Source organism: Wolbachia endosymbiont of Phyllotreta cruciferae (assembly GCF_918697765.1).
In the GTDB taxonomy this organism is placed as follows: domain Bacteria; phylum Pseudomonadota; class Alphaproteobacteria; order Rickettsiales; family Anaplasmataceae; genus Wolbachia; species Wolbachia pipientis.
Genome location: NZ_OU953855.1, coordinates 309,696 through 328,897 on the forward strand (window position 1 = coordinate 309,696; position 19,202 = coordinate 328,897).

Sequence of the window (19,202 nt, forward strand, 5' to 3'; positions counted from 1 at the left end):
ACACTCCTTTCTTTTATTATTTTATAACTTACTTTTTTAAAGTGTCAGATCAAGTCTTGTTTAATACACTCAATTTATATTGAAATACCTTTATTAGTATCTTTTTTTTGTTGTGACTCAGCAACCTGTTTAGCCCAATCTAGTGGTCTTTTATTTCTGTTAGCTAATGCAATTCTATTGCGATCATAACCATCAGTGTGTTCTGTTAAAGTATCTCCTCTTTCTTCTTCTATTACTCCAGCTTTCAGTTGTGCTTCATCTTTCTCTAGTAATTTATATAGTTCGCTATTTTTATCTACGGTTGGATTAGTGTCAGCATTTTCTCGTTCTGCCACTGTTTTTACATCTGTTGAGCTGTCTTTTAGCAACCCGGCTGCTAATAAATGTTCTTTGGTTTGTTCACTAATTCCTCTTTGATCCACTGGTTTTAGTGGAAACTTCTGAGTTTCTTTATCCAACTTACTGGTAAATTCCGTAAGTAGAGTATCATCTCTTTGTTCAACATTCATTAGGCTCGCTTTTAACTGTCCAGGATTTACTTGAGATTGTTCATTATTGTCATGAGTTGGAGATGAATAGCCCGAATCGTTTGCTTTTATGTCTGTTGAGCTGTCTTTTAGCAACCCAACTTCTCTCAAGCGTTTTTTAGTTTCTTCGCTAATCTGACTCTGATCAGCTGGTTTTAACCCGAGATTTTCTTGACCTAATGTATTTTTAAGTTCTTCAAATAGAGTTAGATTACTTTGTCTAATATGTTCTTCTAATTTCCTTCCTACCTGTTTTAAATCTGTTTGAGATTTACTATCACTATTAGTTGGAGATATATAGCCTGAATCACTTATACTATTTGGTGTTGAAGCAGAGACACTAACAGTTGGACCTTCCACTATTTTTACATCTGCTAAATCGTCTTTTTGCAATCCATCTTCTTTATCTTGTGACAGTTTATCAGTAGGATCAACTTGCCTTAATCCTCTATTATCCTGCTGTGATCTATCTCTGATTTCTTTAAGAAGATTTTCAGGTGGAGTTTGATCACTTTGTTCAATGTTCTCTAAGCTCTTCTTTAACTGTTCAGGATTTACTTGAGATTGTTCATTATTGTCATGAGTTGGAGATGAATAGCCCGAGTCACTTTTATTATTGAGTGCTGTAGCAGAGAGCGGCTGTTCACTTTCTTTCCACTTAGCATCACTAGCATCTTGGTTATCACTGTTATCTGGAGAAGATGAATAAGGAATTATGTCCTTTAATGTCTCTAACGGTGATGGGTTATTTTTTCTACTTCCTGCAATTGATGCTTTTCTATCATCAACATCAATGTGCCGTAAGTTGTTTTTCTTGAAATTTCTGATGTCTTGTAACAGATCGCCTTTGCTATTTCCTTCTTGTTGCTGGGTTTTAGGTTGTTGCTGATCATTAGGTGTTTGCTCACTTCTATCTGGTTTTTGGCTTCCAGGTACAGCATGTCCAAATGTAGGATTGTCATACCGTTCATCTTCTTGCCTATTATCTTGATTGTGGCTTACAGACTTGGTGAAAGTAGAACTATCTGAAGAATCAGAAGTTGCACCTTTTTGCTGATTATTAGGTGTTTGCTCATTTTCGCGCAAGTCATCTGGTTTTTGGCTTCCAGATTTGGCTCCCCCTTGCTCATCGAAAACACCTTTTTTAGGTGGTAGTGAACTAGTTCTAGGTGGAAGTGGCGGAGGAGTTTTTTTGTTCTGAGGATTCTCCTCAAAAAGCGATTGTAGGTTATAAACTTGACCTCCCGAATTTGCTTCTCGTGCTGCTTGTCTAAGCTCACGCTTTTCTTTAGCCTCCTGAGAATTAATTTTATCGTCAAAATCTTTTCCAATTCCGCTATCGTAAGACTGCCTTCTGCTGTTAGATTGTAGTCCAAAATGTGAATGGTGGTCTTCTTTTTTTTGAGTTATATCAGTAGCTTGAACGCTAACACCTCTATTAACATCAATTCTTGTTGTAGTTTCAGATGATAGCTCGTTACTGTCTTTATTATGTTGCATCTCATTCGCTTTTCCTTGTCCTTTCTCCCTGAATTGTATTTCATGCAAGAATAAACCACCTATTTTTACATCTCTGTTTACTTCTAACCGTTCTAGAGAAAAATCATCACCTTTAACAAGGTCTACACCGTTAGCATCAATCTTAATTTTGATCTTACATTCCTTCCCCTCCGCATACCACTTTAAAGTCATTTCATATGAACCATCAGTTACGACATAATGTCTTATTTTTTTCCCTTCTTCCTCGGCAACAAAACCATGCATTCCGCTCTTTCCATCACTATGCAATGTTGAAAATCCCGAGATTTCATTCTTCTCACAAAAATCACTGTTTAAAAATTCGCTGATTTTAAACTCTTTTTTGTTATTTCCCAGCGTAATACTTGCGTGATTACCGTATATTGAAACTCCTGCAACATCATCAACATACTCTTTCAACCTTTCTTTAACTTCACTTTCAAGGTCTTGTCCAGCTTTCTTTGTCTTGTCGCATTTCTGAAGAATAACTCCATATGCTTTATCTTTATTTTCTTCTTCGTCCCAATTCCAGTTGGCGTGTTTTGTTAAAAACTTTACTGTGTTAAAATCAACTCTAGCATTATAAATTGGGTCGTCTTCCTTTTTTATTTTATCAAATAAAGGAAAAATTTCTTGAATGCGCTCATTATAAATGTGTTCTTGTTGTGTATCGTTAGTGCCCATATATCCCTCACTAATAACCCTCTGCCTTTAGTTCTAGCTAATACTAGCTAATATAATTATCACAAGCATTGGTTGAATTTTTATTAAGGAAGGTTGTGTTACTAATGTGATGACACAAGCTATTTTATGGTAACATCAAACGATTTAAGTTGTCATTCCAGTCTGGAATCCAGCCTTTCACGAACCCCATCAAAAATGTTGTGTTTTAACATAAGATTAGCTACTTTTATGCTCACTAACTTAGTGCCAATCAAGATTCCTGGATCCCAGTGTCTGGGCACTGGGATGACATCCTTCTTGGCGGAAATCACTCTTATATCACAACAGCTGCATAGCCTAAATTGCTTTAGCTATAGCTCTGTTTTTGCAACTTCAAATATCTGCTACTCATAGTAAACACTTCTGGATCTTGAGAGGTTAGCTTGAGTATAGCGAGTATGTTGATAAACAACAAAGCAGCAATCGAGATATCAGCAACATCCCATAGCAACCGGACTTTACCTATCGCACCAAGCGGAATGATCATGGTAAAAATTACAATCCAGATTTTAGTGTATTTATTATCCATAGACACATAGCGTATTGTCTGTTTTGAGCAAAAAAACCAAGTAAAAATAGTAGTAAAGGCAAAACAAAACATTATGGCCATAATTAAATAGTCAATATAGGGCCAATTCATAGCTTTTCTAAAAGCAAATATGCACATGTTAGTACTCTCTAAATCAGTGACCCAAGAATCTGTGACAAGCAGTACCATTGTTGTAATAAACACTATGAATGCAACTATAAAAGGCGATATTATTGTGATTAGGCTCTGTTCAATAATAAATTTATTATTATTTTTCTTAGGAACAATTGAAGAATGTACGATTCCTTCGAGGCCAAGCCCTATATCTGTTGCAAAAATACCTCGCAAAGTTCCAACTTGAATAATAGTCAACATTTCTAAAATCAAACCTAGAGATAAACCAGAGTTAAAGCTACTAGTTGTAAAAAAACTGCTTGTTATTAGTTTTAGAGAAGGAAGAATATTTTCACTAAATTTAAATAATATGATACCGCAAAGTGTGAGGTAACTTACCGTCATTATCGGTATCATAGCCGATATAAAAATTTTAATTTTTTTTAAGCTGAGAGCTGCAACAACAAAAAATATTATGGCCATTACAATGCCACCAATGACTACAGGCACATCTATCATGTTAAGTGGTATTGATAGAGAATTTACCTGAACAAGGTTACCAACTGTTATTGAAACCATTATCATAACAACTAGAAACACAATTGTAGCTTTTCTAGAGTTAAATGCATCAGCCATGTAGGCTACAGGGCCACCTATAAACCGTCCGTTCTTTTCCTTTCTGGTTTTTATACTTAGATAACAAGTGACATATTTTATCACAGAAGTGATAACAATAATTATCGCCATCCACAAAATAGAGCCCGGTCCTCCGGTTTTTAGAGCAACAGCAGTTCCTGAAATATTTCCTACTCCTAAATTTCCCCCTAAAATTGTAAACAGAGCGGCTATAGAAGAAAATTTATTTTCTCCTTTTTTAGCTCCAAGGAGTGAAAGGGCGTATGGTAATCTAAATACCTGTAGCCATTTTAGTTTAATCGATAGGTAAACACCAGCAACTAGCATGAGTAATATTGTTGGCAGTAATAAAACAAACTTTACTGTATCCATCTGTAAAAGTGAGATTTTTATTTGAGTATACAACAAAAATTGAAAATACCTAACCTATTTTCTATGTATGACTTCGTTTCCGTCATTCTAGAAACCTTTTCTTGTCATCCAAGTAGCATGACACATAACTGTACGAACATTGTAATATGGTACAATGTTAAGACGATGTCATTCCAGTGCTTGACACTGGAATCCAGCTTTTAATGCAACCCCTCACCAAAAATATTGTGTTTTAACATAAGGTTAGCTACTTTTATACTCACCAACTTAGTGTCCAATCTGGATCCCAGTGTCTGGGCACTGGGATGACATCTTTTTTCTTGGTACAAATTACTCTTATATCTCAATGTTCGTACAGTTAGTGCGTGACACTGGGATCTAAATTTTTTATGCGAAACCATTATGTTTATATACTTGTAGGCCCAAGTTCCTCACATAGTGAACAAAAAAGTAAATGAGATTCCAGTGTCACGCGCTGGAATGACACCTACCCCATGAGAACTCTATTTTTCATACCACTCATTTATAAGTTTATTGATATCAGAATCTATAAAATCCTTTAATGGTTGCCTGATTTTTATCTCAACATTTTTAGGGATGCACCTATCTTTACATATCGCATAATTTATATGGAAGTTAAGGTCAATATACCCTTGATTTAAAAATATATTCATCTTAAAGGGAAATAATACCATATCCTCATATACGTTACTTACAAACGTCTCTCTCCCTACTTTATCTTTATGTTCCTTTGGAATAGGCCAGTGAATATTTATATCTGATGCATTACCTTTGTAACTAATAGACGTGGGAAGGCCAAAATCTCCAGGATCTTTATAATATATGTGCCAGCCTGGTTCTACTGTAACCTTTATTGCACCTTTAAGAGTGAAGCTTGCTTCATTTATCTCGCCAATAAGTAAATCAAATTTTGCAATTTCCTCGTCAGCATATAGTTGAGTGCAAGAAAAAAATAAAAACAATATTAAATATATATGTATTTTCATTAAGGTAAATTTCTCCTTTTATAGAGAAAGTGATTTAGATTTTAATTATTATATTTAATAGCATTATACAGATTATTTATTAACATAGCATTATGCTATAGCTAAACTGACTTACAACAATCTAAAAAACGACAAATTCGTCATTCCGCTACTTGTTAGCGGAATCTATGCCGCGAATGAATCCACAACTGTACGAACATTGTGATTTTGGCCCATAAGGAGGGTGTCATGCCAGTGCGTGACACTGGCATGGCTTTGTTGCATCACACTTTATGAGATGGTGATTTATGGTAAATTCATGTAACTATCTCAAATTTAGCCATACCAATATCAGTGAATTTATTAAGCAAATAGCATTTGATTAGCAGTTCTTTTTCTCGATTTATCTCAGATTTATTCCTAAAACTAAATCCGAATATTTGCTTTAATCTTGAGAAAAACCCTTCAATATAAGATCTTTTCCCATAATTTACTTCTTTTTTCCATTCTTTCATGCCATCTTCACCGTATAATTTTATTAACCTAATAGCAGCATTCCTGTCAGACATATAATCTATTTCTGGATGTTCTGCCGCATTGTTTATTGGTGGAATTTTTGTCTTTATATCATATTTGTTACACAACTTATAAAACTTGTGCCTATCACATGCTCTATCTGCATATAGTGCTTTTATGGCATGCTGAAAATCAACTTCTTTTAGCAAATCACAAGCTCCATAGTGATCAGAGTAGACACCGTTACTGTATTTTACAGCTATGGCTTTTTTGTTGTTTATATTCAACATTACGTGCAATTTTCTCGTTTGCTCATAGCCACGATATTTTCTGTCAGTGCTATTTTCCTTGCTGTGACCAGGAGTGTTGTTGTATATACTAATTCCTGTACTGTCTATAGCAATTTCGATATCTTCCATATTATTTTTATCAATTCTGCAATCATTTATCTTAATATTAAGTTTCTTAAACCTTCTTGATGCTTGTGAATAGCTGATAACTGCCAAATCTCTTCCTATTTGTTGCAAATACCCTTTTATAAACCCGACTGTTTGTCTTAAACCAATTCTAAAGAAACTGACGATTATATGCACCAAAATCACAACTTTATCACTATAAATATAGTTGCCGCCCTGCATTTTTGGACAATTCTCGTACCAATTTTCTATGGCGTCATTGATATAACAAAAAATGCTTCCTCTTTCTTGGAGAAATTTGTTATATTCATGGCAGTTACTGACTCTCATTTTTTGTGGCATATTTTTTCTTCAACAGTTAAATGGCTATTTATAATGAATTTTGTCAGTAACTGCCAGTTCTTTTCACTTGAGCGATGCAACAAAGCCATCCCAGACTGGGATGACAAAAAAAGGAGCACTGGAATTTTTGTTTCAGCATTAGCCATGCATCTGAACAGACAATGGCGTCAACTTAAGGAAAAATGTCAGAGATTGTGTATAAAATTTCTCTCCAAATTTTTTATCATTAAATTATCCAAAGAGTGCAAGGGACAGCACTTTTGTTTCTATTTTATTGCAACAAAAAAGTTTAAAATGTGTCTTTTTTAGGTGAGGCATGCAAAAAGGAAAAGATCTTATCTTACAAATTAAAAATGCAATATACTCGAAAACTTTTCAGAAAATCCATTGTGTTGAGTTTTACACGAACAAGAAAACTTCCTTTTTCGACAGTATTTTCTATGATTTTAAAGTTAGTTAAAAAAAGTTTGGGAATAGAATGTGAACTTATGGAGCCATTGACATGTACCCTCAAAGCAAGCTTTTTCTAAAGCAAGGTATAAGATTTGCCATACAGGCTTTCAAGAATTTAAGCATCCAAACAGCCTATCAGGATGAACCTGAGTTGGAGAGGCTATAGACTTATTGCAGCAGATGGTTCTGGTATGAGATTACCCAGCTCTGAGGAAATTGTATCCGAGTTTGAACCCTTACTTTTACCCACAATTTTGAGAGGTTATGATGTGAAGCATAACAATGCTCTCCTTAAGGTTTTCATAGCCCCGCCATAGAGTCATAGACCCTGGTAAATTATCACTTTTTCTATTCATAAATCACCCAATTTTCCTAACCAAATAATAGCTTGTTTTATGTTTGGAGGTTCTTCGGGTAATGTTGCTACCCGATACTCACGCATGTAAAGGACCTTCCACTCTTCGTTGCTTAAAATTTTAGTACAAATTTCCATGGGATTTGATAAAGCCACTTTTGTCAAATATAAAATTTTAAACGCGATTATACTTTTTATAGCAATTAACTTCTGTAATCTTTCTTTTGTAGCTAAGCGGGAGCTTTCTATCTTACATCCTGATTTTAAAATCCTAAAATACTCTTCAATTTTCCACCTTAGCTTATACCAATTTATCTTTTCTATGGCATCTAAAGTATTATTAATCGGTACATTAGTTAGTAGAGTCCAGTCGATAGCTTCCAATCCATCAGGAGGATTTGTTTCTTTTGCACTTACCACATATACAGGGATTTTATCACTTATTTTATGTATTGTATCTTTTGACCCATAAATGGAAGAAGATCTGATAGGTATATAGCCTTTCATATACTTAACTTCAATATTAGCTTTCCTTGATCTCTGGTTTCCACCTTTAGTAACTTCTAGAGAAATTTTCTTTTTTACTGGCAGTTGAGTGATGCGTGTTTGCAAATCTGTTTTTCCGACTTCAGTACAGATAAATCTTCTATTAGCTCGATTGCGGATTACATAAAAACTACCTAACGTCTCAGCCACCCATAAAAATTTGAAGATGTCTGCTTCCCTATCACCAAGGGTAACAAGTTGTACATTTGGAGGAAGGTTGTTTATAGTTTCTTTAAGAGCTGTTATCCACTTATAACTTTCTTTTTCTTCTATGGAGGTACGGTATTTTCTGTTTGCTTTTTCTTGTGCCGTTTCTTCTTCCCTAATAGAACGCGCCCAACATTGTTGGGAAGATAGACCTAAAGGTAATCCGTCTCTGCTGACTATTAAGGCACTATGCAACAGTAAACCCATTTTATGCTTTGTATAAGCTTTAGAAATACTGCCTAGTCTCTTGGTCTTTATACTTACTTTTACCCACAAATAAAAACATAGTATTGTATTTACTCAAATAATTTAATTTTATTAACCTGAAAGCTTATTAGATTAAAATTATTAAACTAAGAGTTATAATTTTAGCAACTAAAAGCTGTAAATTGCACCATATAAACAGTTATTTCAAGCAAAAGTTATGCCATTAAGAGCTATGCAACAAACATTTATATTTGTGGGTAATAGTAAGATTTTGATCATAGGGATCTTGTGGAATGGCTTTTAGCTCATGGTGCATCCATCCTGTGACTACTGAAATTTTGCATTTAATTTATAGCTCCGCTTCTATCAGGGCATAGGATGACAGAAGTGGGCTTTAATGGCTGTAGTACTATAGCTGTTATACTCCAAAAGTAAGTATTAGATATAATAAATAGAAGAAATTAGATAGAATGATTAAAGGGGCAAGGATATAAAGGTTTAACTTAAAATAACCTGATAAAATTTGAATCACACTTCCAAGTGCTGGCACCCATGAAAGTAATGCAACTGCACAAATCAGTAGATTTCTTACGATTTTTGGTGTTTTATGCTCGTTCTCTAGTTTGTGGTATGATTTTCGTATAGAGATTGTTATTCTACCTAAGTACCAGTTAACTATTCCACCAAGGCTTGATCCTAGTACTCCAAAAAATAACATAAGTAGTGGAGTGTGATACGACCTGAAATAAAGCATGGTATTGAACACAAAACCTTGATGTATGGGTAAGACTAATGATGATACTAGACTATCTGTGAATAACAGGAAGTAGTTTTCCATATGAATTTACCAGGTTGTTGTACCATCTTCATTGTCAGAAATTGTAATCCCCATTTGTTTCAACTGATTTCTTATTTTGTCTGCAGTATCGTAATTTTTATTTTTTTTTGCAATTTTTCTTAAGTCTATCAACCTTTCTATTTCTTGATGATTTACATCCACAGCAAACCACTTTTCATAACTTGACTCAAGAAGACCAATAAATCTGGCACTTTTAACAAAACTCTCAGTTAATTTAAGCTTTTCACTTTCATTACTCATTTTGTTAATTTTTGCAGCCATTTCATGTAATATAGCTAGAGCTTCAGGGATGTTTAAGTCGTTTTTTAAAGCGTCTATAAAATCTTTAGAAATCTCTGCGTTACTTTCATCAATATTTATTGTATCTAAACCACGTGATAGCCGATAAAATTTATTTAAGGTTTCCTGTGCGTCAGAAATAACGTTTTCTGTCCAATCAAGTGGTTTTCTGTAGTGAGTTTTGAGCAGTGCATAGCGTATTACTTCACCCTTTATTCCACTATCTAGCAAATCCCTTACTTTGACTATATTAAATAAGGACTTGCTCATTTTCTCTTCATTTACTGTAAGAAAACCGTTATGTATCCAGTATTTTGCAAACATTGATCCAGCAAATGCAGACTTACTCTGTGCAATTTCATTTTCATGGTGAGGAAATTGTAAATCTATGCCGCCACCATGAATATCAAAATCTTTGCCAAGGTAAGCATATGACATTGCTGAGCATTCTATATGCCATCCAGGCCTGCCCTCTCCCCATGGGCTATCCCAATAACTTGAAAGTTTGTAGTCAATATCACTTGCAGGCTTCCACAGCACAAAATCTCCCGGGTGCTTTTTATTTTCATTAACTTCAACTCTGCTACCTGGAACCAATTCATCAGTTTTTTTTCCTGATAAAGCACCATATTCATGGTAAGATTCTATATTAAAATACACGTGTTTGTCAGATTCATAAGCGTGGCCTGATTGCAGCAAATGTTCAATTAATTTTATAATATAATCTACGTTTTCCGTTGCTTTTGGTTCGTATGTTGGTTTTTTACAATTTATGCTTTCCATATCATCATGAAAAGCTTTAATGTAATATGTGGTTATACTTTCTATGTTGCTATTTTTTTCACTTGCTGCATTAATTATCTTATCATCAATGTCGGTTATGTTACGCACATAGGTAACTTTGCCATAACAAAACTTAAGTAGCTGAAATAACACATCATACACAACAACAGACCGTGCATTGCCTATATGTGCTGTGTCATATACTGTTGGTCCGCAAACATACATTTTCACATGATCTTTATCGATAGGTGTAAAAAGCTCCTTTTTTTTTGTTAAGGTGTTGTAAAGCCTAACCATATACGAAGCTTTTGAGAAAAGAAAATGCCCCAATGATAAGTTGTGGCCCTTTGACTACTACAACAAGAGTAAGCAATAGCCCACACAATGATATTAAAACTCCCAATATGGATAGAAACCCATCTTTACTCATAATGCCAAGCGAAATAAGAGTCGTACCAATTGCAGGAATGAAGTTAGTAAGAGGCAATGGAAGAGCTATCGATAATGCAGAAAGCAACATTACAAAAGCTAAAATTTTTTCACCGGGCCCATAGAAAATAAAAGACATTCTTGGTCTCATGAACTTTTCTATTTTTTTTAATGCTGGAGAAGTTTTCTCTACCACAAAAGCTAGTGTTGAACGCTGAAAAGACCTTCTTTCCAACCAATGCGGCATCCAAGGAGAATCAAATCCAAATAGAAGCTGCAGTGAGAATAAGATTAAAGGTATAGAAAGAATAGTTGTATAACCAGGTGGAACCGGTATAGGCACCGATAGCGGCAAGGAGAAGATGATTATTAAAATACCAAAACCACGCTCATGCAAAGCTGTTTTAATGTCAAACAAAGTTACTTTATCGCTATCATTGTTATTGGTATCTGCAACTTCTTTTAGAATATCAGAAGCTAATTTATCACTTTTAGTCAACTTATCATTTTTTGACACGAAAAACCTTTGATAAAAATAATTCTTAACACAATTATTGTTTTATTTCAATATGCATTATTCATTTTGCGCTAGTAATTCGTTCTTTTGTTAAAGTGTTGTAAAGCTTTTAAGAAGAGAAAGTGCTCCGGTTATAAGTTGTGGTCCTTTGACTATTACAACAAGAGTAAGCAACAACGCGCACAATGACACTAAAACTCCCAATATGGATAGAAACCCGTCTTTACTCATAATGCTAAGTGAAATAAGAGTTGTGCCAATTGCAGGAAGGAAGTGAGTAAAAGGTAATGGAAGAGCTATTATTATTGCACAAAGCAACATCATAAAAGCCAGAATCTTCTCACCAGGCCCATAGAAAATGAAAGACAGTCTTGGCTTCATGAATTTTTCTATTTTTTCTAATACAGGGGAAGTTTTCTCTACCACAAGAGCTAGTGTTGAACGCTGAAAAGATCTTCTTTCTAGCCAACTGGGCATCCAAGGAGAATCAAATCCAAATAGAAGCTGCAGTGAGAATAAGATTAAAGGTATAGAAAGAATAGTTGTATAACCAGGTGGAACCGGTATAGGCACCGATAGCGGCAAGGAGAAGATGATTATTAAAATACCAAAACCGCGCTCATGCAAAGCTGTTTTAATGTCAAACAAAGTTACTTTATTGCTATCATTGTTATTGGTATCTGCAACCTCTTTTAGAATATCAGAAGCTAGTTTTTTATCTTTAGTTAGTTTCTCACTTTTTTGCACAATTATCTTTTAATAAAATATTCCTCCTAAGCTAACATAGTTGTTGCTGTATTTCAATATTTGTTATTTATTTCATACCAACACTTCATCTCTTTCATTCTTTAACCTGACTAAGTTTTTAAACAGATGACATGCACTAAGGTGCATGTCACGAAGTATGAGGACGCTAACGATCTGGTTCGTTAGACGATAATTTTTCTGAGTCCTTAAGCTCCTGTTTAAGGTTTTTGATGCCTTTTCCTAAATCACCCATAACTTGCGGTAATCTGCCTGCACCAAACAGAACTAAAATTATTATTAAGACTAGAAACAATTGCCATGGTCCTAAACTCATTTTCACCTCCATTTAAAATATTGACCTTTAAATATTAAAACTTGACTGAAGTCAAGTAACACATAGATTATATCACCTTTATTTAATTATAAATCAAGGTTTTTTAATTATTTTATAACAATCCCAAACTAGATTATTTTCTTGCAGCGAATAAGTGGAAACTTTTCGCTTAACTGTAGAGTAGAAGAGAGCTCACTAAAAAACTTTGCTAGCGTATCATCTTTAGGCTTATGGTATATATCGCTAGAAACTCCTGATTGAATAATTTTACCATTTTTCATTACGTAGATAAAATCTGCAACTTTCAATGCTTCTTGCGGGTCATGAGTTACCATTAGCACAGGGATATTTTTACTTCTAAAAAGGGACAATATATGTTGTCTTATTCGGCACTTGAGCAGTATATCCAAATTAGAAAATGGTTCATCTAACAACACAACATCAGGGTTTTGTGCCATCACTCTTGCTATTGCAACTAATTGTTGTTGTCCTCCAGATAAGGCGTTAGGGTACATATTTTCATATTTTTCTATATTGAATAACTTCAAGATTTCCAATGCAATTAGGTGCTTTTCTCTCTTGGAAGAGCTGCGGATAGCAAAGGTTATATTTTCTACTACTGTTTTGTGAGGAAATAATGCAGAATGCTGAAAAATCAATCCGATATTTCTATGCTCTATAGCGACTGATGCCTTATTGCTCGCAACTAACCTATCATTTATAAAAATAGTTCCAGATTTTGGATTTTCTATCCCTGCAATTAATTTCAAAATTGTTGACTTGCCACAGCCAGAATGCCCCAATAAACATGCAACATTTCCTTTCTTTACTTTAATGTTTATATTGCTTAAAGCAAAGTCGTTTTGATTGTTATAGAAATAACCAATATTGTTAACTAGCATTAATCTTACTTAAACCATGTTATTAAATATAATAGCATTATACTCAAGAAGTACAGAAATGTTTTTTGTCGTCATAAATTGGTTATGCAAGAAATCTAGAAAAGAAAGGATTTTTTGCTATAACTTTACATGAATGGTAGGAAACACGGGACTATAGCTCAGCAGGATAGAGCGTTGGACTCCTAATCCGAAGGTCGTGCGTTCGAATCGCACTAGTCCCACCACATTGCTTCACAAATTTTATGGAGATTTTTTTTCACAAATACGCACACCTTTTTTTGCGGTTTTAAGATATAAATTCCCTAATAATAAAACGGGTTTTGTGTCATTCCAGTACTCCTCTCTTATAATTCACGTATTTAAGAATGACTTCTGCTAAACCTTTACTAATTCCAGGTACGTTTTGAATTTCAGCCAGAGAAGCTTTGCTTATATTTTTCACTGAACCAAAATAAGACATCAACGCTTTTTTTCTTTTGTTGCCAATGCTGGGTATTTTGCTTAATTGTGAAACTATAAACTGTTTATCGCGTTTTTTTCTATGTGAAGTTATCGCAAAACGGTGGGCTTCATTACGCAGCGATTGTAAGTAAAGCATGACTTTGCTGTCATTTGCCAGACTGAATTCTTCCCTGCCCAGCATATAAAATCTTTCATTTCCTGCGTTACGATCAGGACCTTTTGCCATACAAGCAAAAGGAACGTTTATATTCAATACTTCCAGTACATTCTGTACTATGGAAACATGTCCTGGTCCACCATCAATCAGTAAAAAATCAGGTATTATGCCTTTTATATTGCCGGAGAAACGTCTGGTTAGCACTTCCCTCATCATTTTATAGTCATCGCCTGAAAATTTTTCCTTTATAGTAAATTTTCTGTACTCACTTTTTAAAAAACCCTCCTGCCCTGCAACAACCATTACACCAATTTGTTGGTTTCCAAATATATGGCTATTGTCATAAACCTCAATACGCTTTGGAATATTTGGTAACAAGAAGATTTTGCTAAGCTCCTCAAGCTTTTCTAGGTTATTCCTATAATCGATAAGCTTCTGCTCTAAGCTATGCTGAGAGTTATCATAAACAAATTTCAATAAATCACGCTCTTTTTTATTCTTTGCATGCAGAACTTTTACTGGCTTTTGAGCAACCTTATATAGTGCTTGTTCTATAATTTCCTTATCCACAATAGAATCTGGAACGTAAATTTGTATTGGAGGTATGTTAGCTGAATTATAAAAATTGACCAAAAAGGTGGATAAAATTTCATCATTTGAGTGATCACCACAGTTCTCGGCAAAGTAAGGAGTGCTGCCGTAGTTGTCTTTATTTCTGAACGATAACACACTAATACATGCTAGATCCTCTTCACGTACAATACTGAAGAAATCTGCATCTTTTTCAAAAGAAAAATCCGTGTGCTGTATTTGAATTTGCTCAAGAAACTTTACCCGATCTCTATATATAGCAGCAAGCTCATAGTTTTCTTCACTGCTGCACTTTCTCATTGTGAAAAGTAACTGTTCTTTCACTTCCTTATTTCTTCCAAGCAATGTATTTCGTGCCTGTTTTACTGATTGGCAGTAGTCGTCTTTTGTGATTTTATCTACGCATGGTGCTGAGCAGCGCTTAATTTGATATTCAATACATGGTCTTTTTGTTGAGGAAAAGTATTGATCTGAACATACTCTTAGGAGAAAAGCTTTTTGCAATGACAATATAGTTTGCTTAACAGCAGCAGCAGATGTAAAGGGACCATAATAATGAAACTCATTCTTCTTAAATTTGCCTCTATATTTTGCTATTCTTGGATAATCGTGCTTGGAAATTGTTATATAAGGATAAAATTTTCCATCCTTAAGCACAATATTATAAAGTGGTTTCAATGATTTTATTAGCTGTGCTTCAAGAAGCAGTGCTTCGATTTCATTCTCAGTGATGAATATTTCAACCTTAATAACCTGTAAGAGCATAACTCTAATTCGTTCAGAAAGATTTTTGAATTGAAGGTAGTCGGATAACCTTGACTTTAAGTTTTTTGCTTTTCCAACATATAAAACTTTATTCTTATCTCCGACCATCTTATACACGCCACAGGACTGTGGAGATGATTTGATTTGTTCTTTATATTGCCTGAGCATTTATCCATTGCTTAACCTGTATGAGGTTAAAATCTGCTACTAAATGAAAGATGGAAACTACATTTTCAAGCAAAGATAATCTATTTCTTCTCAGCTTATCAGAATCACAGTTAATCTTTATACTGTCCATAAACTGATTGATAAACGGAGCAAAACCAGCAAGTTCATCAAGTGCTACATTAAAGTGGTTATTTTTTATCGCTTGTTTTATGTTTTTACAAGCAGTTATAGCACAATTTGATAGCGCAATTTCTTCACTTTCAATCAAAAACCTCTTACCGTAAGATGCACTATAAGTAGTGCCATCACTTTTCCTTACTTTGCTCATCATGTTACTGACTCTTTTGTAAGTGCTTAGAATTTGTTCACCTTCTGGAGTACTAAGATAACGATCCAATATAACAGTTTGCTTTTCTGCTGTCAGCAGATCATTAATATCGATTTTATATAGTATTGAATCTACAACATCTTGCCTTATATCTCTATTTTTTAAAATAACCTTGAATCTTTCTAAGCAAAATCTAAATACTAGTTCTGAAATTTGTTTTCTATTCGGCTTATCAACTGACGCTGTATTTTTATTAAATAGAAGCCTTGAATATAAAGATACTGACTTGTCTATCATTAGCCTAATTGGAACATGCAAATTATTTTCAAGTATTGTCCTAATTATACCAATTGTCATTCTCCGCAAACCAAATTGATCATACGAACCAGAGATTTTCTCACCTGCTGCAATTAAACCAACTAAGCTATCCACTTTGTCTGCAATTGACACAGCAATTGCAGAAGGAGATTTAGGACACTCCTGCTCTGGCCCGATTGGCTTATAATGCTCAGTTATAGCTTCCACTATTTCTCTATCTTCTTGAAAATAAGAAGCATAATATCCACCCATTACTCCTTGTAATTCTGGAAACTCTCTTACTATCGATGTTGCCAAATCAGCTTTTGCCAAATATGCAGCACGTTCAACTTTTATCAGCGAAGCATGTGGAATAAATATAGCTATATACTTTGACAAAGCCGTAATACGCTTCACCTTTTCCCCCACGCTGCCAAGTGAAGCATGAAATAATATTGAACCTAATCTTTTGACATAATAATCTAGATTTTCCTTTTTATCTTGAGATATTAAAAATTGGGCATCAGCAAGACGTGCTTCTAATATTCTTTCGTGTCCTTTAACAACTTCACCATTGTTGACGTTGACAACAGTGACAAAGTGTGAAATTCTCTTTCCATTACTTAAAGCAAGGTATTTTTGTTGTGTATTAACTATACTAAGTATTACTTCCTTCGGTAATCCAAATGACTTTTCTTGATTCACTTCACCAAACAGTACGATTGGCCACTCTATAAGCCCTGTCAATTCATTTAGTAAATAATCATTTTTCTCAAGTTGTAAATTCTGCTCTTTTGTGAATTTATTAATCTGATCTAGTATAAATTGCTTTCTTTTGTCCATTTGGAGAATTACACTGTTTTTTTCTAGCAATTCAAAATAGTCTTTAGGTGTTTTAACAGTAAGCGCCGTACCACTTGAGAGAAATCGATGGCCATATGTTGTGTTAGATGCTGTAATCCCTGCAAAAGACACAGGTATTATTTCATCATTTAAAATGCATAAAATGTTTTTAATTGGCCTAACCCACCTTTCTTTTCCTTTGCCCCATCTCATACTTTTTGGCCAAGAGAAATTTTTTAATATTTCTCCTAGTTGATTTTTAAGAAACTCTTGAATGTTAAATGAGCAGCTTTCTCTTTTAATGAAGTAAAAATCCTCATTATTTACTTTTCGAACGAGCAAATCTTCTTCATTTTTCTGATATTTTCTTAAAAAACCTTCGATAGCACTTTTTGGTGCGTTAATGTTTGGTCCCTTAACTTCGTTATTGGAATCCTTTAGCTCCAAAGCATTTATGTTGTCGACAAATAGGGTAATGCGACGTGCCGTTATAAAAACCTCCATTGATGTAAATTTTACATTATTTTTGTTAAAAACATTGGCAATACAGCTTTTAACTTGAGTTGCAACTACATTCTGCATTCTCGGTGGTATTTCTTCTGAAAGGCACTCAAATAATAACTGCAACGACATACGCTATTTACTCATGTACAATTCACAACATTTTTTTGTTAGCTCTCTAACTTTACCAATATAAGCTGTACGTTCATTCACACCAAGCACACCTCTTGCATCAAGCAGATTAAGTAGGTGACTAGTTTTAATACATTGGTCATAAGCTGCCATTGGTAGCTCCTTTTCAATAAGGAACTTGCACAATTTTTCCGTATCTTCGAATTGCTGCTGTACCACTTTAGTATCATAATAGTCTAACGCTAGATAAGAAAATTCATATTCTCTTTGTTTAAAAATATCTCCGTAAGTTACACCGTTATCGTTCCAAATTATATCGTAAACATTATCTACACCTTGTATGCACATTGCTAAACGTTCCAACCCATATGCCACCTCACCAGGAATCATCTTGCAGTCAATCCCTCCAACTTGCTGTATATAAGTAAGCTGTGTTACTTCCATTCCATTGCATGTAACTTCCCAACCAAGTCCTGATGCACCAACACTTGGATTTTCCCAATCATCTTCAACAAACTTAATATCATATTTTTCTGTAGATATGCCAAGAACTTTTAAGCTATCTAAATAGACGTCTTGTAAATTATTACCAGATGGCTTTATTATAACTTGATATTGGTGATGTTGATACAAACGATTAGGATTATCACTATAGCGCCCATCTGCTGGCCTAATTACTGGTTGTAGATATGCAATTTTTGTCGGTTTTGTATCAATTGCAGACATAATTGTTGCAGGATGTAATGTGCCAGCACCAACTTCAGATGTGTATGAGTGAAGTATAACACATCCTTCACTAGCCCAAAAATCTTGTAACTCTTTTATTATACTTTGTAAGTTCACACAAATTGCACACTTTTTATACTAAATATATAAATAAATAAGTACTATTCAATACCTATTTTTTTAACAGTATCATGTAAATAATCACCTAAAACTGCTGAACTTTCCCTCACATACTGAATTATGCTTTTATTTAGGACAATTGCATCATGCATAGTTAAATCGCAGAATATAAATGCTGTTAAATACAGTAAAATCACCGCATAAAATGTGTGAAAAATCCCCTCAAATGTAATTGACATTGCATTATTATAGCTGAGCTGTATTGAACTTATTGGCCATGGTTTTATCACTTCTACGACATTAAAAAATACGTAAGGTATCATAAGAAAAAAGAAAAAGTGCATAAAATCATTAAACCAAAATGGGCATTGAAACATCTGCTTACATATATTCCCATAGAGTTTACTTACAGCATAATAAATTGACATTATTGCTGGCATTGAAAGTGCTACAGTCAGTACTTGCCCTGACGCTATTTGTATTACTATTTCTTCACCACTGTTTGCTGAAGGGTTTTGAGCATGAAAAATAAATATTCCAATTAATTGCATTACTAACATAACTATTGCCAATTTTGTAAAAACAGCAGCTACAACTATTCCTGAGTCTGGCATTTTATATAGTAAGTATTCGCCTCCATATGTAAGAATTAATATAACATCGACAATAAATAATATTAAAAAAGAAGACCAATAGTTCTGCCAACTTGGTAAATATCCTATTCCTAAAAGAGAGCTTACTGTTTTGGCAGGAAAAACCTTACCTAGCATCTTTCCCAAAAATTTAAAAAAAATCCCCATGTTCTAAGTAACACT

The 19,202-nt window shown here is 34.2% G+C and carries 17 protein-coding genes, 1 tRNA gene and 1 pseudogene; 2 read left to right on the forward strand and 17 right to left on the reverse strand.

Annotation, left to right across the window (positions count from 1 at the left end; genetic code table 11):
* Positions 1-74: 74 nt before the first annotated feature.
* The 6 genes from NL281_RS01470 to NL281_RS01495 all read right to left on the reverse strand — a co-directional run bounded on the left by NL281_RS01470 (position 75) and on the right by NL281_RS01495 (position 6,825).
* Positions 75-2,729 carry a hypothetical protein gene (locus tag NL281_RS01470; RefSeq protein ID WP_253303465.1) on the reverse strand — a complete coding sequence of 885 codons (2,655 nt, stop codon included), beginning with the start codon at positions 2,727-2,729 and terminating at the stop codon, positions 75-77.
* 152 nt (positions 2,730-2,881) lie between these two features.
* Positions 2,882-3,040, reverse strand: coding sequence for a hypothetical protein (locus NL281_RS01475; RefSeq protein ID WP_153296804.1), 159 nt, complete (start codon positions 3,038-3,040; stop codon positions 2,882-2,884).
* 35 nt (positions 3,041-3,075) lie between these two features.
* Positions 3,076-4,419, reverse strand: a complete 1,344-nt coding sequence (locus NL281_RS01480; protein WP_213862762.1) for an alanine:cation symporter family protein — start codon at positions 4,417-4,419, stop codon at positions 3,076-3,078.
* 503 nt (positions 4,420-4,922) lie between these two features.
* Positions 4,923-5,426, reverse strand: a complete 504-nt coding sequence (locus NL281_RS01485; RefSeq protein ID WP_044471194.1) for a protein-disulfide reductase DsbD domain-containing protein — start codon at positions 5,424-5,426, stop codon at positions 4,923-4,925.
* Between the two features lie 296 nt (positions 5,427-5,722).
* Positions 5,723-6,679 (reverse strand): IS5 family transposase, encoded by a 957-nt coding sequence (locus NL281_RS01490; protein WP_253303014.1) that lies wholly within the window; start codon positions 6,677-6,679, stop codon positions 5,723-5,725.
* Entirely contained in the window at positions 6,664-6,825 is a 162-nt protein-coding gene (locus tag NL281_RS01495; protein WP_253303466.1) for a hypothetical protein, read from the reverse strand. The genes NL281_RS01490 and NL281_RS01495 overlap by 16 nt, the downstream gene beginning before the upstream one ends.
* A gap of 170 nt (positions 6,826-6,995) precedes the next feature.
* Here NL281_RS01495 and NL281_RS01500 point away from each other — a divergent pair.
* Positions 6,996-7,362, forward strand: a pseudogene (locus NL281_RS01500) (IS4-like element ISWosp8 family transposase); the annotation flags it as partial.
* Positions 7,363-7,484: 122 nt separating this feature from the next.
* Here NL281_RS01500 and NL281_RS01505 read toward each other — a convergent pair.
* The 7 genes from NL281_RS01505 to NL281_RS01530 form a co-directional block, all read right to left on the reverse strand.
* Complete coding sequence (locus NL281_RS01505) at positions 7,485-8,516, reverse strand: IS4 family transposase (protein WP_253303376.1); 1,032 nt, start codon at positions 8,514-8,516, stop codon at positions 7,485-7,487.
* A 349-nt stretch (positions 8,517-8,865) separates the two neighbouring features.
* Entirely contained in the window at positions 8,866-9,285 is a 420-nt protein-coding gene (locus tag NL281_RS08595; RefSeq protein WP_077188498.1) for a YqaA family protein, read from the reverse strand.
* Positions 9,286-9,291: 6 nt separating this feature from the next.
* Positions 9,292-10,665, reverse strand: coding sequence for a cysteine--tRNA ligase (gene cysS / locus NL281_RS01510; protein WP_253303467.1), 1,374 nt, complete (start codon positions 10,663-10,665; stop codon positions 9,292-9,294).
* Positions 10,658-11,314 carry an exopolysaccharide biosynthesis protein gene (locus tag NL281_RS01515; RefSeq protein WP_253303468.1) on the reverse strand — a complete coding sequence of 219 codons (657 nt, stop codon included), beginning with the start codon at positions 11,312-11,314 and terminating at the stop codon, positions 10,658-10,660. Before NL281_RS01515 ends, cysS begins: the two co-directional genes overlap by 8 nt.
* A gap of 90 nt (positions 11,315-11,404) precedes the next feature.
* Positions 11,405-12,061, reverse strand: a complete 657-nt coding sequence (locus NL281_RS01520; RefSeq protein ID WP_010962397.1) for an exopolysaccharide biosynthesis protein — start codon at positions 12,059-12,061, stop codon at positions 11,405-11,407.
* A 166-nt stretch (positions 12,062-12,227) separates the two neighbouring features.
* Entirely contained in the window at positions 12,228-12,395 is a 168-nt protein-coding gene (gene tatA / locus NL281_RS01525; protein WP_006013840.1) for a twin-arginine translocase TatA, read from the reverse strand.
* 128 nt (positions 12,396-12,523) lie between these two features.
* Positions 12,524-13,297 carry an ABC transporter ATP-binding protein gene (locus NL281_RS01530; protein ID WP_253303469.1) on the reverse strand — a complete coding sequence of 258 codons (774 nt, stop codon included), beginning with the start codon at positions 13,295-13,297 and terminating at the stop codon, positions 12,524-12,526.
* Positions 13,298-13,444: 147 nt separating this feature from the next.
* On the opposite strand from NL281_RS01530, the gene NL281_RS01535 reads away from it, so the two are divergent.
* Positions 13,445-13,521 (forward strand) — tRNA-Arg (locus NL281_RS01535).
* 101 nt (positions 13,522-13,622) lie between these two features.
* Here NL281_RS01535 and uvrC read toward each other — a convergent pair.
* The 4 genes from uvrC to NL281_RS01555 are packed head-to-tail and all read right to left on the reverse strand — an operon-like array spanning position 13,623 to position 19,187.
* Complete coding sequence (gene uvrC / locus NL281_RS01540; protein ID WP_253303470.1) at positions 13,623-15,440, reverse strand: excinuclease ABC subunit UvrC; 1,818 nt, start codon at positions 15,438-15,440, stop codon at positions 13,623-13,625.
* The gene (gene glyS, locus NL281_RS01545) at positions 15,424-17,541 is read right to left on the reverse strand and encodes a glycine--tRNA ligase subunit beta (RefSeq protein ID WP_370274006.1); all 2,118 of its coding nucleotides are present in this window, start codon (positions 17,539-17,541) and stop codon (positions 15,424-15,426) included. Before glyS ends, uvrC begins: the two co-directional genes overlap by 17 nt.
* 3 nt (positions 17,542-17,544) lie before the next feature.
* A complete protein-coding gene (locus tag NL281_RS01550) occupies positions 17,545-18,384 on the reverse strand; it encodes a glycine--tRNA ligase subunit alpha (protein WP_253303472.1) in 840 nt (279 codons plus the stop codon).
* Between the two features lie 44 nt (positions 18,385-18,428).
* The gene (locus NL281_RS01555; RefSeq protein ID WP_253303473.1) at positions 18,429-19,187 is read right to left on the reverse strand and encodes a phosphatidylglycerophosphatase; all 759 of its coding nucleotides are present in this window, start codon (positions 19,185-19,187) and stop codon (positions 18,429-18,431) included.
* Between the last annotated feature and the right edge of the window lie 15 nt (positions 19,188-19,202).

Bases quoted from the DNA above. Each gene is read 5' to 3' on its own strand.
- NL281_RS01470 (WP_253303465.1), bottom strand. From the start codon at position 2,729: ATGGGCACTAACGATACACAACAAGAACACATTTATAATGAGCGCATT.
- NL281_RS01480 (WP_213862762.1), bottom strand. From the start codon at position 4,419: ATGGATACAGTAAAGTTTGTTTTATTACTGCCAACAATATTACTCATG.
- NL281_RS01485 (WP_044471194.1), bottom strand. From the start codon at position 5,426: ATGAAAATACATATATATTTAATATTGTTTTTATTTTTTTCTTGCACT.
- NL281_RS01490 (WP_253303014.1), bottom strand. From the start codon at position 6,679: ATGCCACAAAAAATGAGAGTCAGTAACTGCCATGAATATAACAAATTT.
- NL281_RS01495 (WP_253303466.1), bottom strand. From the start codon at position 6,825: ATGGCTAATGCTGAAACAAAAATTCCAGTGCTCCTTTTTTTGTCATCC.
- NL281_RS08595 (WP_077188498.1), bottom strand. From the start codon at position 9,285: ATGGAAAACTACTTCCTGTTATTCACAGATAGTCTAGTATCATCATTA.
- cysS (WP_253303467.1), bottom strand. From the start codon at position 10,665: ATGGTTAGGCTTTACAACACCTTAACAAAAAAAAAGGAGCTTTTTACA.
- tatA (WP_006013840.1), bottom strand. From the start codon at position 12,395: ATGAGTTTAGGACCATGGCAATTGTTTCTAGTCTTAATAATAATTTTA.
- NL281_RS01530 (WP_253303469.1), bottom strand. From the start codon at position 13,297: ATGCTAGTTAACAATATTGGTTATTTCTATAACAATCAAAACGACTTT.
- uvrC (WP_253303470.1), bottom strand. From the start codon at position 15,440: ATGCTCAGGCAATATAAAGAACAAATCAAATCATCTCCACAGTCCTGT.
- glyS (WP_370274006.1), bottom strand. From the start codon at position 17,541: ATGTCGTTGCAGTTATTATTTGAGTGCCTTTCAGAAGAAATACCACCG.
- NL281_RS01555 (WP_253303473.1), bottom strand. From the start codon at position 19,187: ATGGGGATTTTTTTTAAATTTTTGGGAAAGATGCTAGGTAAGGTTTTT.